At 30.6% G+C, this 17,543-nt stretch carries 10 protein-coding genes; 6 read left to right on the forward strand and 4 right to left on the reverse strand.

What is annotated here, in order from left to right; translation table 11 throughout:
• Positions 1 to 574: 574 nt before the first annotated feature.
• From recD to ACICP0_RS01515, 4 genes are all read right to left on the reverse strand, one after another.
• Positions 575 to 2,461: an exodeoxyribonuclease V subunit alpha gene (gene recD, locus ACICP0_RS01500; protein ID WP_395480178.1), complete on the reverse strand. Its 1,887-nt coding sequence runs from the start codon at positions 2,459 to 2,461 to the stop codon at positions 575 to 577.
• 20 nt (positions 2,462 to 2,481) lie between these two features.
• Positions 2,482 to 6,009 carry an exodeoxyribonuclease V subunit beta gene (recB, locus tag ACICP0_RS01505; protein ID WP_395480179.1) on the reverse strand — a complete coding sequence of 1,176 codons (3,528 nt, stop codon included), beginning with the start codon at positions 6,007 to 6,009 and terminating at the stop codon, positions 2,482 to 2,484.
• Positions 6,010 to 7,544: 1,535 nt separating this feature from the next.
• Positions 7,545 to 10,880 carry an exodeoxyribonuclease V subunit gamma gene (gene recC / locus ACICP0_RS01510; protein ID WP_395480180.1) on the reverse strand — a complete coding sequence of 1,112 codons (3,336 nt, stop codon included), beginning with the start codon at positions 10,878 to 10,880 and terminating at the stop codon, positions 7,545 to 7,547.
• A 1,898-nt stretch (positions 10,881 to 12,778) separates the two neighbouring features.
• Positions 12,779 to 12,979, reverse strand: a complete 201-nt coding sequence (locus tag ACICP0_RS01515) for a YdiH family protein (RefSeq protein WP_395480181.1) — start codon at positions 12,977 to 12,979, stop codon at positions 12,779 to 12,781.
• Between the two features lie 1,513 nt (positions 12,980 to 14,492).
• Here ACICP0_RS01515 and rpsJ point away from each other — a divergent pair.
• From rpsJ to rpsS, 6 genes are read left to right on the forward strand one after another with little or no spacing between them, the layout of a single operon-like run.
• A complete protein-coding gene (gene rpsJ, locus ACICP0_RS01520) occupies positions 14,493 to 14,804 on the forward strand; it encodes a 30S ribosomal protein S10 (protein ID WP_395480182.1) in 312 nt (103 codons plus the stop codon).
• Between the two features lie 31 nt (positions 14,805 to 14,835).
• Positions 14,836 to 15,471, forward strand: a complete 636-nt coding sequence (gene rplC / locus ACICP0_RS01525) for a 50S ribosomal protein L3 (RefSeq protein WP_395480183.1) — start codon at positions 14,836 to 14,838, stop codon at positions 15,469 to 15,471.
• 17 nt (positions 15,472 to 15,488) lie between these two features.
• Positions 15,489 to 16,097 (forward strand): 50S ribosomal protein L4, encoded by a 609-nt coding sequence (rplD, locus tag ACICP0_RS01530; protein WP_395480184.1) that lies wholly within the window; start codon positions 15,489 to 15,491, stop codon positions 16,095 to 16,097.
• Positions 16,094 to 16,411 carry a 50S ribosomal protein L23 gene (gene rplW / locus ACICP0_RS01535; protein WP_395480185.1) on the forward strand — a complete coding sequence of 106 codons (318 nt, stop codon included), beginning with the start codon at positions 16,094 to 16,096 and terminating at the stop codon, positions 16,409 to 16,411. The genes rplD and rplW overlap by 4 nt, the downstream gene beginning before the upstream one ends.
• A gap of 5 nt (positions 16,412 to 16,416) precedes the next feature.
• Positions 16,417 to 17,238 carry a 50S ribosomal protein L2 gene (rplB, locus tag ACICP0_RS01540; protein ID WP_395480186.1) on the forward strand — a complete coding sequence of 274 codons (822 nt, stop codon included), beginning with the start codon at positions 16,417 to 16,419 and terminating at the stop codon, positions 17,236 to 17,238.
• A gap of 19 nt (positions 17,239 to 17,257) precedes the next feature.
• Positions 17,258 to 17,536, forward strand: a complete 279-nt coding sequence (gene rpsS / locus ACICP0_RS01545) for a 30S ribosomal protein S19 (protein ID WP_395480187.1) — start codon at positions 17,258 to 17,260, stop codon at positions 17,534 to 17,536.
• Positions 17,537 to 17,543 lie beyond the last annotated feature (7 nt).

A 17,543-nucleotide genomic window follows, 5' to 3' on the forward strand; every position in this document is an offset into this window, starting at 1 on the left:
TTAAAAAGTAACTTTGTTATATAAAACGGATAAAAAATTCCAAAATATAGACTGTCAATACAATAATTTACTGTAATTATAATACTAATTAAGCAAAAATTCACTTAATAAAATATAGTGTTTATAATACTGTAATAAATAAATAGTGTGTATAAAATTATAGTTAATAGCCATCAATAATATATTGTATTTTAATATATACATATAATATATGATAACATATAATATATGATATGTGTAAAATGGCTCTTTTAAAACCCCCTTATAATTAATTAGTAATATTGATGTCTAATAAATATCAAGATATTGATATTTTATATATTTAATATTTATTAATTAATCAACGCAAATTGAAAATGTTTATTCGCTATTAATATGTTTTAAATATATTGACATCTTTGATTAAGGATCATATAACGAAATAATCGATTATATATTTATAATTAGATGAAAAAATAATTTACGATTTAATCATATCCACAAAGACAATACATATCTACTATTGGTCCTACCATTAGTAGGAGATAATTACCTAATGTTATTGCTTTAATAACAATACAATCATAACATTACATTATGATTGAAACACAGCACTGGCCATCATTCGGTCGATAAGACCGTTGCGTTGTTGGGTTGTAGTGATTATAGCATGTTGTAAAATCTTATCGCTAGAGTAAATTGATAAACAGGTACGTGCTCGTATTACCGCAGTATATATTAATTCACGTGTTAAAATTGGTAAGAACTGATTAGGTAATGCAAGCATCGTGTGATCGAATTCTAAATTCTGTGAATTATGCACTGTGATCGCAAATGCCGTTTCATGTTTTGGTAAATAATTTCGTTGGAGTATCTTAATATTTCCACTTGGTAGTAAAAAATATACATACTGGGTTTTTTTGATTTCTTCTGATAAAAGAAACAGACCGATATCTCCATTATAAATTCCTAAAGACGGCATACTATCAAGAATAATAATCGGTCGGCCAGCATAATAATTAGAATGTACCCCATTGGCAGTAGTAAGTAAGTTAGCCTCTCTTAGAGCTTGCTCTATACAACAATTAAGTTCTGTAACTCCAAAGGGACCGTCGTATAAAGCACATAGTAATCTAAAGCGATTAAAAGTATTTAAGATATTGATTGGCGCAGCATTATGGCGCACTTTTAGTAAGTAGTCCCGATAACCATTAACGCAATCTTGTATCATTGTCTGATATTCTAATATTTCATTATCCAATATATTCTTTATCTTTACTACTTCACTTGATTTTAATAATGCCAGACTATCGGTAATATTACCAATTTTGATCATATTAGCTAATCGATAGATATCAGAACATTGCTTAAAACGATAGTTTTTACGTAATAAACATATACTGTCAGCAATACTATAATTACCATCATTTCTACCAGCAGGTAATGTAAACCCAGTCATCAACTGCAATTCTTCTCGTTTTTCTGTGCTATAACCTGTTTTAGAAAATTGACAAATATCACCCAACATAGAACCTATGTTGATTGAGGATAATTGGCAACAATCACCTATCAAAATCAGCCGAGTTTGACACGATAATTTCATGATTAAACGTGCCATCATTGATAAATCAATCATCGATGCCTGATTAATAATCAATACATCTAAATTAGTTAGATACCCATGCCGAAATTGCATATACTGATTATTATTGGATTGTTTTCCAAATAAATGACGGAAAGTTATCGTTTCATATAATAACTGTTGTTTCTTTTTTTCCGGCAGTTTAAGTTGTTGTAACTCTATGTCTAAAAATTCATTTAAACGTGCTGCTGCTCTGCTGGTAGGAGCGGCCAGTATTACACGTAATTGAATTTTATCATCATTTAGTGCAGCCAGTACTGCTAGTAATTTTGCTATAATAAAAGTTTTACCAGTACCAGGCCCACCGGAAATTAGAGACACTGAACGTGTAATAGAAATCGCTACAGCAATTTTCTGCCAATTAATATCAGAACTATTACTAGGGAAATATTCATCTAATATCACAGCAATTTTATTTTTTGAAGTGTTTACGGGATAAGGTTTTATTTGGTGAAAAAATTGTGCCACTATGTATTCATCATGCCACATACGTTGTAAATAAAGACGCTGATTATCTAAAACTAATGGCGTAGGACGAGTGCCGTCGCTAACTGTCGATGATGCCGCTAACAGTAATTTCTGCCATTGCTTAGGTGATGATGGACTACCGGCTTTGTTCCATGCCTTTTCTGCTAATATAGGGCACTGATTATCAAATAAATAAATTGGAGTGAGACATTCTAGAGGTAGGTATGCATAACCATTACCAACATACACACTCAAACAAGCGCTTGCAAGCATTAATGCTGGTTCAAAAGGTTTGGCTATCATGTAAGCAAAATGGATATCCAATGATCGACATAGACGTAATTGTTTAGCGGTAATAAGAATATCTTTCATTTCTAAATTTTCTGTTGTTACTATACTGTACCGGTAAAAAGATTATCAATCTTATTAATTAAATTTTCTTTTGGTCGACAGTAATATATACCATTACTTGGAGATGCTATATCATCAATGCCACGCAAAAATAAATAAAATACTCCTCCAAAGTTGGATTGATAATTATATTTTATCAAACGGTGACGCAAAAAACGATCCAACGCTAAAGTATAAATCTGATATTGAAGTTCATATCGATTAATGATCATAGCTTGTTCCATTTTTAATTGAGTATAAGAAGTACTGTCCTTTCCTAACCAATTAGATTTAAAATCTAGTAAATAATAAAGATCTTTCCAACGAAAAATGAGATCAATACATCCTTGTAGCATTCCTTTAATCTGTGGAAATGTTAGTGAAGGACATCGTGTTGATAGAGGATCATAATTCTTACATAATTGATCTAAATCACGTGAATTAACTTCAGACTCTATAGATAGATGAAATTGTAATTCACTTTGTCTATTATTATTAGAGAGGCATGAAAGAGATGGTAAGTCTCCATTCAATGGTATTGAAATGACGTTTGTTATCCAATTAGTAATTGTTGGTATCCAAATTGTATCGATGCCATGTTGAATAAAATAATGGTATAATCCCTGAGAGTTAACTGGTTGAGTAAAATCCAGTTTTTCTAACACACTATGTAAAAATGTTCCGAACAATGCACCACGAGGAAAAGTATGTGGTGTCAGTTGTTGTTTGTTCAGTGATTCCTCTGCCTCTACTGTTTTCATATGAAGTTGGGATGAAAAATATGCTACTGCCGAAGTAGTATGTTGTCGAAGATTGGTATAACTTATTACATTCCACGATCTATTCAATTTTTTAGGCCAATCTTGGGCACAGAGCGGTAACTGTAACATCTTGGCCGATTTTAGAATTTTCTTGGATAAAACAACAATATCTTCATTGAAAGTGATATTTCCATTGGAATTTTTTGCTAATGTTACTAGCTGTGTTCGTAAATAATCAGCGTTGCCTGATTGCGCTTGTTGAATTAAATAACCTAATGCGCTTAAATGTAAATCGCTACAGCCATTTTTTCTTCGATTACTACGAAATAATGGCGCAATACCAAGACTACAATGATAGGTAGAACGTGTTATTGCTACATATAGTAACCGAAGATCTTCGGCTAGACGCTCTTCTTCTGCCAAGCGAAGACTATCAGGCGTTGCTTTTAGATCTAACAAAATTTGATAAGACTGACGATCATGAAATAGTGGCTTTTTTTGTGGACGAAAACAAGCGGGAAATGGAAAAAATACTATTGGAAATTCGAGTCCTTTAGATTTATGTATGCTGATTATTTGTACTACGTGGCGATCATGTTCCAGTCGTAACTGTTGATTTTCCGCCTCAGAATTTGGAGATCTAATTTGTAATGTTAACCAACGTAATATAGCAAATTTACTTTCTATCCGAATAGATGCTTCTTGTATCAGTTCACTTAAATGTAGTACGTCGGTTAGCCTACGTTCTCCATCGTCAATAGCAAGCAATCTGTGAACAATGTTAAAATCTTTGATTATCTGACGTAACATTGGAAAGATACCATATCTTTTCCAATACAGGTTATAACCGATAAATTTGTTAGTATATTGTTCCCAATATTTCTCATTTTTATTCAGAGAATCAATAGTGACAGCATCAAATCCCAGTAAACTAGTAGCTAATGCCCGACGCAACATGTTATGCTTTTCCGGCATTAACACGCCTTGTAAAATCCATAGCAATTCTTGTGCTTCTATCTTTTCAAAAACACTTTTTCGTTTAGAGAGATAGACTGCTGGTATCATCAATGCTTTAAGTGCATCATGAATTATTTCTGCCTCATTATGATTGCGAACGAGTACTACAATATCTGATGCTTGTAACGATCTTTTACCCATATGGTTTTCAAGCCATGCTTCACCCTTTTTTGAAATATTAAGCCAATTATTAATAGTGGCAGCACATTGTCGAGACATATATTTTTTATATTCGTCAAATCCTATGCTCGTTCCCGGCTGTAGCCAAATATGCAGTGCTGGTGGTGATTGCTTTTGTAACATTAAACGTAATTTAATATTTCGCTCTGCTGCCATTACTGGAGAAAAAGGAATGGCATCAAAAATAAATGGAATAGGTAACAGTTGAAATAGTTGATTGATAGCATGAATCATACCAGGACTGGAACGCCAGTTAACATCTAACGTATAATGAGTTTTAGCTTCATTTCGAACTTTTATATAAGTAAAAATATCTGCTCCACGAAATGCATAAATGGCTTGCTTTGGATCACCTATTAGCAATAAGCCGCCATTAGAATGGCTATTGTAAATCTGACGAAAAATACGATATTGACGAGGATCAGTATCTTGAAATTCATCAATCATGGCTATTGGATAGCGATTACGTATTGATGTAGCCAATTCCTTGTGAACATCACTAGTCAATACTTGATCTAAGTAATTAAGTAAATCATCAAATCCTATTTCTGCACGTTGTTTTTTTTCATGTTCAAGTTGTTGTCGTATTTCTTTAAGTGCTAGTGCAAATACTAACTCACGTAAAGAATGCTTTGTCTGATAAAATAATTCTATTAGTTGAAATAAAAAGTGTTGAGGTGGTTCTCCAGATAGAGTGTTCTCTTTCAATATTGAATATTTGAAGTATCTTAATTCGTTTGGTATGTAATAATTAATAGTGGGTTGTTCTGACCACTGATTAATTTTTAAAAACCAAGATGATATATGTTTGATGCTGTACAATCGATGATTAAGATTATGGTATTTAATAATTGTCCTGATTCTATCTACTTCCATACACCACTGTGCTTTTAAATCACTAATATCTTTAATGATACGTGCATGGCACTGTACAATTGATGTATAAGTATCATTTGAATTTTTTAGTAGTGGCCATTCGCCTTGTAGATATGGATTTAGATCTGATAATAGTTTGTCCGGACTGTCCCAGTATTGTAGTACTATATTTGCAATTTCTACGGGAAGTGTATAGCAATGACGTCGCCAGAAATCTTGAATGATTTGTTGTTTTAAGCATCTTTCATCGTCTAGCAGGGTATGTCGGAATAATAATCCACATTCTAAAGAACATTGATTGAGTATACGTTGGCAAAAACTATGAATGGTATAAATTGCTGCTTTATCTATCTGTTTCTCCGCAATTAGCAAGTGCAAAGCTGCCATTTTATGATTTTTTATTTGTGACAATATTGGATCGTCTCGAAGTCCATTAATACATGCTAGACGAATACGATGTATATTTTCTCGTATACGACAACGTAATTCTTCAGTAGCTGCTTCAGTGAATGTCACTACCAGAATTTCTTCGACGCCTAGTGGATGTTCCTCAGCACTTTGGTTATCTAAACCTAAAAGTAACTGTAAATAAAGCATAACTAACGTATGTGTTTTTCCAGTTCCTGCTGAAGCTTCAATTAAATGAATACCTTTGATTGGTAATGTTAATAAGTTAACATATTGAGGATTAGTCAAATAATAAATTATCCTTTTTTACAGATATAATCTCTTTCAATAGTATCTTATTAAGGAATTAAATCCAGTAATAAATTAAATAGTTATTTGTGATTAAAATTATAGTTAAGTCCTGTCATATTTGTGGGATGCATAAGACATTAATAATGTTACTCGAACATTTTCATGATAACAATCATATATTTCTTGAATTTGATTTATATAAGATAGATAGTTTTATATGAAAATATATAGTTATATTTAGAGTATTAGTAAAAATAAAAAACTATGAGAACAACAGAATTTGACTTTTCAAAAACTAATTATGTTAAACAATGAAAATGTGAAATGCTAAATTAAACTTTGTTATAAAAGAGCAATGAGAGCTCATTTGACAATTAAGATAATGACTAAAAATTTTAATAATGATTGAGTAATACAATGAAAACGTAATATTACAATTTAGTTCATTTGTGTTATATAGTCGCTTATATAATCAAATAATTATGTTTAATTGAAGATTAGTATAAATACTTTTTACCTATTGTACATTATGTACCTTTATCTAATTTTATTCACTTAGGACAATTCTAATACATTGTACTATACTAATAGTAATTTTATCAAGGTAATTAAAACCTATTTATTTTACTTTACACAGCATGATATCTAATCAATACTTATTTTTCAGCATTATATTTTAATGCTCAAGTTATCAATAATGTGAATTAGTTAGTGTGGAATACTTGTTAAATCAAAGATATTTATACACGGCATTTCTGATATAATGTTCATTACAATTGAAAAAGGTTAGTATTCATATTTTATGAATGCTTATTATAATATAATTAAAATCATTAAATTAATATCAATTAAATATTATCTTAAAAAAAAGTGCTTCTCTCATAGAGAAGAGTATTTCTCATTAATTCAATTTAAAGCATTAATTAAAATATATACTAATAAATTATTTGATGTAATTTATGTACACTATGTGATAAAACATAAAATTAATTAGATATATACATATTATAATACTAATAAATTAACTATAAAAAATTAATAATGTTGATCAACATCTCAGGTCAGTATTGTTATTATTAACATATTATATTATATGTAATGACTTATTAATGTACTTTATACTTATAAAATAACAATACAAAATTTGACTATGCATGGATATTTATTTTAAGGCATCATTGCTTTAACTTTTTAAATAACTTTTCTAATATAAAAACCAAAATTTAGTGTATGTTTTAAAAACGATTTATTAATATTTGTTAGACGTAATGTATCTACATATAGTGAGCAATATGTGTATAAAGGATTTAAATTTATAAAAATTGCCAATATAGTATGTTTTTATTAAAAATAAAATTTATATACATATTTCACCAAAATAAAAAACAATTAACTATCAACTATTATTTTAGTTGGTATTAATTTTTAAATAGTAAGCCTACACTTTTATAATTCATAAAGCAACTTTTCATATATAATGAACACATTAATTGTTTGATAGGAAATTATGATATTTAAATTAGATCTATATATTATATTTTAAAGCCTTTCGTTGCCATATTAGAACAAAACAGTGGCAGTAAGACATTTTTTGCTGTTTCAATCATTTCATTAATATGTTGATCATCTAGATTTCGTATAATTCTGTTCACATAAGGATCATTATTCTCTCTGAATGCAAAATTATTTTGTCGCCACGTTTGAAAAATTTTATCTCGTGCTTGTTGTTGTCGAATATCTCTCCAATCAATACATTTTGTTTTTTGATTGAAACAGTGATTCAACCAAATTTCACAACCAGGATTGAACAATAATAATGGAGACATCATCCCTTGATGATATACCGAGATAAGAGAAGCCAAAAATATTTGTGCTTTCTCAGAAGAGAAGTGTGGATAATGCCATTCGCCAATAGAACCAAAAAATCGGCTTTCACCTTTTCCTCCCATAGCACAATATATTAGATGTTCTAGCCAAAGTAGAAGACCATCTTTTAATGAAAGATGTCTTGGACTCCAACGCAGTAAACCATTTTCTTGTACTCGAAATAGTCGACCAAAAAGCGTGACATTATTCAATGTTAAATAAATATTCATATCCTGATGCAATGGTTGATAATGTATTCGTATCTGCTTTGCTAACCGGGTCATTTGTTGGCATTGTTTTATCCAATATAGTTCTCCGAATACCCCAAAAGGAAGTAGACCAGCAGTTTTAGCTTGATGAAACAGTAGGTCAGTATTCTTTCCTTCAACAAGAGCATTCAACAATTGATTATTTAGCTGATAGCGAGTTATTTTATTGATAATAAAAGGTTCATCCGAAATAAGCTCTGGAGTAGTTTCACTAAATGAAATTTCCAATCTTTTCTGAAACCAAGCACGTATTGGATGGCTGTAAAAAAAATAGAGATCATCAAATGATATAATTTTATAAGATATTTTTGTTAATGGATTACTACTAAAATTTGAATAAGATATTTGTTTATGATTAGTGGCAGGAAGCCATTCGTTAGCAAAACTTTGGAATTTTCGGCCAGGAAAAAAATTTCCTGGTGCAAAAGGCATTCGAGTATGTCTATGCCATAAATATTTTTGTACATGATCAGAGTTGACGATAGAATCCACATGTTCATCATTAGGACAGTAAAAATTTTGTTCAATGTAATCACAGAGGTCACTGACTAACACGGATGGATAACGTAATGTGTTATTTCGTATGGAACAGCCAATAAAGCTGATATATAATCGCTGTTGTGCTGATAATAAAGCTTCTAAAAAAAGATAACGATCTTCGTCATTCTGATTTAAATCACCTTGTCGAGGATGCTTTATCATTAAATCAAATCCTGTTGATGAAAATGCACGCGGATACATACCGTCATTCATACCCAATAGACAGATAACGCGAAATGGAATAAAACTCATTGGCATAAATGTACAGAAACTGATTGAATCACCTGAAAAGCTTTGATTAATTCGTTCCTGATTGAGCCAAACATCTAATTCATCACGTAACAGTATTATTGGTATCGGTTGATTATATCCTATTTCTAAACCACTTTGTAGGACATGCTCCCAATGAGTTTCCAAAATAGATAGCGCTGTTTGAGCTGTAGTATCAAGAATAAAAAAATCATTTATCATTTTTCTTAAGCATATCAGCCATTTATCTAAAGGATGATGCTGGGTAAGTATATTGCGCCAGTGTTGTAATTGTGCTATAAATTCTGCTAAGAGTCCCACTAGATTAGCTAATAAACCATTAGTTTCATCATAAGGTAATATTCCTCGCCAAGTTCCGCAATTACTATCCATAGCATAACCTAGCAACATGCGTTCTAGGCCAAATTTCCAAGTGTGTTGTCCAGTAGTAGGTAACATTAACTCATGTAATGAGTCGTCATCAAGTCCCCAACGAATGCCTGAGTTTACTATCCATCGATATAATAATTGAAGTTCCTGCTCGTTAATTGAAAAACGAGCTGCTATTTGAGGTACCTCTAAAAATCCTAATACTTGTTCTGCAGTGAACCGACTACAAGGTAAATCCAATAAATTAAGAAACGTTGTTAGTATTGGATGAATATCTCTTGCTTTTTTATCAGAAATCATAAAAGGTAATGAAAGTTGTTCAGTACCGTTATTAAATACTGCTTGTATGGCTGGGATGTAAAGATCGATGTCGGATATTATCACAATAATGTCCTTTGGACATAGTGTGGGATCTTGAACGATCATTGCCAATAAATTATCATGTAAAACTTCAACTTCTCTTTGCGGACTGTGGCATACGTGTATGCTTATAGAGACATCATCTGGACGTAATAATTGTTTATAGCTATTATCTTCTAAGGTCTTTTGTTTTAAGTTAATTATTGTGTGATCTTCTAATTCTAAAATATCATGTTGTATTTGACCTAAGAGAAAGTTTTTCGTTGGCTCAACAAATGCATCTATATTTTGAACATCATTCATCTGTGACAGCAAATCAAGATTATCATATCCTTGTTTTCCCCATGAGATAAGTAGGGGATGACTGAGTTTAAGGCATGCATCAAGCAAATTAGGCTGATCATAGAATGCTCTATTCATTTTTAAAATAGATTGTATTGGAATATTTTCCCAATAATGACGAGAAGGATTAAAACATAAAAAATGAATATCAATATGACGACTTAATGCTTGCAATATTTGTAGATAGATTGGAGGTAATATAGAAATTCCACAGATAAAAATTCGATCTGGCAATTCTATGGGCCGTGTTTGACACTCTGTTAAGATACGGATTATATGTTGATATATATCAGTTGTATGCTGAAAAAATCTATCATTCTTTTTTGTTTTTTCCATCAATGCCCGCCACAGTGTGGCTTGCCAACGTTGTTCTCTACCTAATCCAGAGACATATTTTCCATTACTCCAGCTTTCTAACCAATCTGGACGAAATACTAAATATTTGTTAAATAAATCTGCAATTTGACTGGCGAACTGAAAGCATTTTCGACTATCAGTACCATTATTCAAATAAGCTTTAATTACTGAGAAATCTGGCTCTTCATATAAACGTGGCAGCAATGTCATTAACTGCCAAGTTATCGCTGTTTTTGAAAAAACATCTTCATTTGGAACATTTGGCAATATACGGGTTAATTTTTCCCAAATAAAATCTGCTGGCAAAAAATATTTAATGTTAGCAGCAATGCCAAATTGTGATGCTAAAGATATTTGTATCCATTGTGCTATGTTGTGATTTTTTATCAAAATTATTTCAGGTTGAAATGGATTTTGAATTAATTTTCTTTTTATTAACTCAGCTGTTAAAGTATTAAGAATATCCAGCTGATTAGAATGATAAACGATAAACATTAATATTTTAATTATGGGTTAATTTATTTTAAGTATTGGATGAGATTAGAAATTTCATTTTTTATGATATTGGAATTTGATTAGTTCGAAATAAAAATGCTCATTCAAATTCTATTACTTAGATGTAAAAAATTATTTTTTCAATGAAATTTGATAAAAATTGTATTTTTTTGATTTGTATATAACAATCATAGTTACTAAATATTAAGTGTGAGGATGACTATCAAATAAATACAACAGATTGTCACATTTTTTATATTTTTCACTAATCTAGTACTTCAGGATAACATCCTTTTTTTGAATTATTTTTTGCTATCATATTGATATATTATTATAGTGGTTCTCTGCTTATTAACTTTAATTGTATTAATACAATAAGCATAAATTAAAAACATATCAATGCTATTGGTATATTAAAATTATATAAATATAAATATATATAAACATCTTAATTCTATAAGATAAAAACTATTTTTTTAATAAACATTAAAGTCATGATTAAGTAATTATGAATTTTATAAAAGAGAATATTATGACATTCAATGAGACAAGAAGACATTCAAAACATTCATAAGTCCTATTAGTCCATAAATCCTATTAGTCAAGGGACTGAGTTGAGTATATGCTATTATCTTAATGGAGACTACTGCGTATATCCTATACATTAACAGTTTATTACTAATGTGAAATCATAACTGATGATTTTTATCCACATAAGTATTAATAATCCCATTAGTTAATTAAATTAGCTCTATATTAGATCAAAAATATTTAACTCAAGTTAAATATAAAAGAATGTAAATTCGGCGAATACTTGCTTAAATTTAAGTGTATCTGCATTATATTGATATAGTTAGATGGATAATTATAGTATCGCTGAATATATGTTAGTACAAATATTTAATAATAGCTTCTTATCATAATTAGTTAATTCTTACTTCAAAATAATAATTAATTAATTGTAATAACATCAAATAATATTCTTACGTCCAACTAAAATTTCTAACAGTTGTTCATCGTAATATTCACCTACTTATAGATTAATCATACTTATTGTTTTATTAGTAATAGAAACCACTAATACACATACACTTTTATTAGAAGTAATGGTCATAATTTCATTCTTACAAGAGATATTATAAATAAGAATGTTAGAAGTAAAATTCCTACAAATTTATTTTATATTAATATAATGTTGGTTGAAAACATTATTTTTAGATAACTCTAAATATCGAGACAATTAAACTTACAAAAATTTATAATCTATGATGTGATTATATTACTAATATCTTGTATGATAATTGTAAAAAAATCGAAACCATTGACTGTGATCTATTTGCAGCGCTGTTAACTGAACTTTAAGTGCAATGAAATAAATTTAATTATTTGAATATCTTCATCGTTTAGAAAAAATAGTTTTTTATTTAAAAAATAAAATAGTTTAAAATTTAAATGAGGTTTATTAGATAGATTTAATAGAATTTATTGCCAGATTTAAAACTTATCTGAAAGCCGAAAAAATATGGTATAAGTACCTTTCTTTTATCATTGGTTAACTTTATAGAATTTTGTCCAATATTAATGCATCACAAAATAATCTATTACTATGCAAAAAACAGCTAAGTACACAGTTTTAAAGATTAAAGTTTTCTACCAACAAAATCAACGAATGAACCCCCACTTACTATCAAAAATAAACATGACAAATATACTATAAACAATGTACGTTCACTTTTAGTTAAGTAATTAAGACCGTTTTTTTAACATGTCAGGACTATTCTTGTTATATCAAGAATAGCTTACAAGCATTTTGATTCCAACTTTTATGTAATGTCCATATATACATTTACCTTCTCCAAAGTAAAAAATAATTTTAAGATCCTTAAACTATAATTTTCTCATCTGTGTTTGGAACATAAACGTGATAAAAATTCACATAAACCTGATGGTTTACTATGTGTGTTTGTAGTGCATAATAATGCACTAAATTCTGATTCTAGTTGTTCAAATCGCGTCAAATAGTCGGCAGGACTCAATTCTTCTGATAGTCTACGAAGATATTCAAAAGCAAGTTGGCGAGCAGTTGGTTTATTTTCCATATAAGATTTCCCTTTCGTAAAAGTGTGTGTAAAAAAATTAATAGAAAAAATTATTTTAATATTGTTATAACTAAGTCTAATTTCATGGTGTTCTGGTTGTATCCTGTTAATAAATGTACAAATGTACTTAATGAACTATTGAATTCCCACTTATAAAAAAACTAAATATCTGTGCCAAATACAATATCTATAAGTGTATCATTTAATTACCAATTAATATCTTAAAATCAATATTCATCCTGATTATAGATTGAATATCGATTGCGAAATACCATATACCGATATGTATGATCATATCATAGTTTTCAAATAAATAACATATCTTCTTATCTCCATTTCTCATGGATGGATGTTATAATAAAAATGATTTATCGAAAACAAAACAAATAGAGTTTTAATTATTCGGTTTTCTGATTTATAGAATATCATTTAAATTAAATATCACCGTAAAGATCACATAATTATAGAATTGGATATCTAATTATGTGTAATATGTCATTAGACTATAAATCTTCAATTTTATTTATGAAATGATCCAAATTTTAATTTTGAAATTTATGTTCACTTTACTTGTATTGTTAATAGAATTATATTAATATGAAAAGATTAAGATCTCTGATGTTAAAATTTAAGGAAATATGTCTCAAAGACAGTTGAATCAAAATTATAATATGTTCTCAGACACTATGTAATTGAATATCCAGATTTTTTCTCTATGTGATAAAATTAGGTCTTCTAACTGCCAAAATCATGGTGTCTAAAAGTTATATTAATAGACATTACCTAGTAGTAAACGTTACTTTGAATATAAAAAATCATGAAATAGATTAAGGTAAAATTATATTATATTTTTTTATTGAGCTATTCTGTTGACTAGTTCCATAATATTTACAACATTGTAGTTAATTAAACTAATGTACTACTTCAAATGTGCGTATGTACGTAGCACGTAAACAAATGTACGTACATTTCTCTGATTATGATGCTTAGAAGCTGCTGTTACAAAAGTTTTTGTTCATTCATTAATTAATTTGATGTTATTCTTTATGTGCCTATAATTTTATACGTTAGTTTTTATAGGGATTGTTATTTTTAATTTTTTATCATACATCTATATGCTGCATTATGATTTCACTTGAGACATATACAACATTATGATAATATGAATTTATCACTGCTTTTTTACATTAAAATTTTAACATTCATAGGTGTGATCTTAACTGAAGTGAGAAGTATGCATTACATCGATAATGTAATGGTACGTAAAGTTTATTACGTAAGCAATGAATTTTCCTTATGCTTGCTTTTTGAAATGAAATTAAATACAATAGTTCGCTGTGATTCTAAATATCAATTGAAGTAATCATCAACTGATAGTTAAGTTATTTCGAACTTCTTATACTATAATCAGAAGTCACTCAACATAAAAGACGAGTACTAATAATTGTATACCCATTAGTTATGATGGGTATGAATGTTTCCTTACGCTTATACATAATTGGAACTCCGGCTCATGCAGAACCAAAGGATCCGCATCCGTTTAAAAGCCTTTGATCATCGTTTAATTGATCAATCAACTATGGAAATTGTCGAAACTGCTAAACGTACTGGTGCTCAAGTACGTGGTCCGATACCATTGCCTACTCATAAAGAACGATTTACTGTTTTGATTTCACCACATGTAAATAAAGATGCACGAGATCAGTATGAAATTCGTACGCACAAGCGCTTGGTTGACATTGTTGAACCTACTGAAAAAACTGTTGATGCTTTAATGCGTTTAGATTTAGCAGCTGGTGTAGATGTGCAAATTAGCTTAGGCTAATTAGAATATTAAGTATTATGAGGTTAAAATAATGCACGGTTTAATCGGACGCAAAATAGGTATGACTCGAATTTTTACTGAAAATGGTGTTTCTATTCCAGTTACTATTATTGAAATTCAAGCTAACCGCATAACTCAAATCAAAGATCTAAAAAGCGATGGATACCATGCAATTCAGCTTACAACTGGTGATAAAAAGAACAATAAAGTAAAAAAATCAGAAGCAGGTCATTTTTTAAAATCAGGTGTTAGAGCTGGCCGAGGATTATGGGAGTTTCGCATTAAAGATATAGAAAAAACGATTGTTGTTGCTGGTCAAAGCATCGCGGTTGAATATTTTCTTAATATTAAAAAAGTTGATGTTACTGGCGTCTCAAAAGGTAAAGGATTTTCTGGTAGCGTAAAACGCTGGAATTTTCGAACTCAAGATGCAAGTCACGGTAATTCATTGTCCCACCGAGTTCCAGGTTCTATTGGTCAAAACCAAACTCCAGGAAAAGTATTTAAAGGCAAAAAAATGGCAGGTCAATTAGGTAATGAACGTGTTACCGTTCAAAACTTAGATATAATTCGTGTTGATATACACAATAATTTCATATTGGTTAAAGGTGCTGTACCAGGATCAACTGGTGGTGATCTGATCGTTAAACCAGCTATTAAAATGTAACTTTAAGGAGATAGACAGTGGAATTGGTATTAGAAGATGTAAAAACTACGCTGACTGTTTCTGAAACTGTGTTCGGATGCCATTTCAATGAACCATTGGTTCACCAAGTCGTGGAAGCCTATATGGCAAGTGCACGTCAAGGAACTTGTGCTCAAAAAAATCGTTCTGAAGTCACTGGTTCCAATAAAAAACCCTGGCGTCAGAAAGGAAGTGGACGCGCACGTTCTGGTAGTTTAAAAAGTCCAATTTGGCGCTCTGGTGGTGTAACTTTTGCTGCAAAAACACGAGATTATACCCAAAAAGTAAATAAAAAAATGTATCGTGGGGCATTAAGAAGCATTTTATCAGAACTTATACGCCAGGAGCGTTTGTTTGTGTTTAAACAATTTTCTATCGAAGTGCCAAAAACTAAAACACTAGTAGAAAAATTGAAAGACATAAACTTAGTACAGAACATATTAATTATTACATCTACGTTAGATAAAACATTATTTTTGGCTGCGCGTAACCTTCATAAAGTACATGTACATGACACTTCAAGTATCAATCCTATAAATTTGATTTCTTGTGGTACAGTTGTTATGACAACTAATGCTATTAGACACATTGAGGATATTCTAGTATGATTAATGAAGAGCGTTATTTAAAAGTATTACGTGCATCTCACCTATCTGAAAAGGCATCATCTAGGATGGAGAAGTTTCATACTATTGTTTTCAAAGTTGCTAAAGATGCGAATAAGTCAGAAATTAAAGCTGCTGTACATACATTATTTGAGGTTGAAGTTAATAACGTGCATACTCTCATTATTAAAGGTAAACGAAAACGTCATGGACAACGTATTGGTCGCCGCATCAACTGGAAAAAAGCTTATGTTACTCTTAAACAAGGCCAAAATATAGATTTCATTAGCAATGCTGAATCATTTAAAGGAAATTAAGAACGGTGGCAATTATTCATTGTAAACCGACATCGCCAGGTCGTCGTCATGTGATTAAAATAGTTCATTCTGAACTTCATAAAGGCAAGCCCCATATACCCTTGTTAGAAACTATTAGCAAATCTGGTGGTCGTAATAATAATGGACGTATCACTACACGTCATATCGGTGGTGGACATAAGCGATACTATCGTTTAATTGATTTTAAGCGTAATAAAGATAATATTCCTGCTATTGTAGAACGTTTAGAATACGATCCAAATCGTTCCGCTAACATTGCGCTGATTTTATATAAAGATGGTGAACGCCGCTATATCTTAGCGCCAAAAGGACTAACAATTAACGATCAAATTCACTCTGGCGCTGGTGCGACAATCAAAATAGGTAATACTTTGCCGATGCAAAATATTCCTCTTGGTTCAATAATACATAATATAGAAATGAAACCAGGTAAAGGTGGTCAACTGGCACGTTCTGCCGGTGCTTATGCTCAAATAGTGGCTCGAGACACTGCATATGTGTCATTACGTTTACGTTCTGGTGAAATAAGAAGACTTCAGTCAGTATGCCGTGCAACCATAGGAGAAGTCGGTAATGCTGAAAATATGCTACGTGTATTGGGTAAAGCTGGTGCTAGTCGATGGCGAAATATTCGTCCAACTGTTCGTGGTACAGCAATGAATCCGGTTGATCACCCACACGGTGGTGGTGAGGGTCGAAATTTCGGAAAGCATCCAGTGTCTCCCTGGGGTGTTCAGACTAAAGGTAAGAAAACACGCAATAATAAACGCACTGACAAATTTATCATGCGTCGACGCATTAAATAATATTAGAGGATAAATAATAATGCCACGTTCTCTCAAAAAAGGTCCATTTATCGACCTACATTTGCTAAAAAAAGTAGAGAAAGCAGTGGAAAGCAGTGATAAAAGACCCATTCGTACTTGGTCTCGTCGTTCAACAATTTTTCCTAAAATGATTGGGTTAACTATTGCTGTTCATAATGGACGGCAACATGTACCGATTTTTATTGCCGATGAAATGATTGGTCACAAATTAGGTGAATTTGCTCCGACACGTACTTATCGTGGCCATGCAGCTGATAAAAAAGCTAAGAAACGATAATATAGGA

Source organism: Candidatus Curculioniphilus buchneri endosymbiont of Curculio glandium, assembly GCF_964275155.1.
GTDB classification, from domain to species: Bacteria; Pseudomonadota; Gammaproteobacteria; order Enterobacterales; family Enterobacteriaceae; genus Curculioniphilus; species Curculioniphilus buchneri.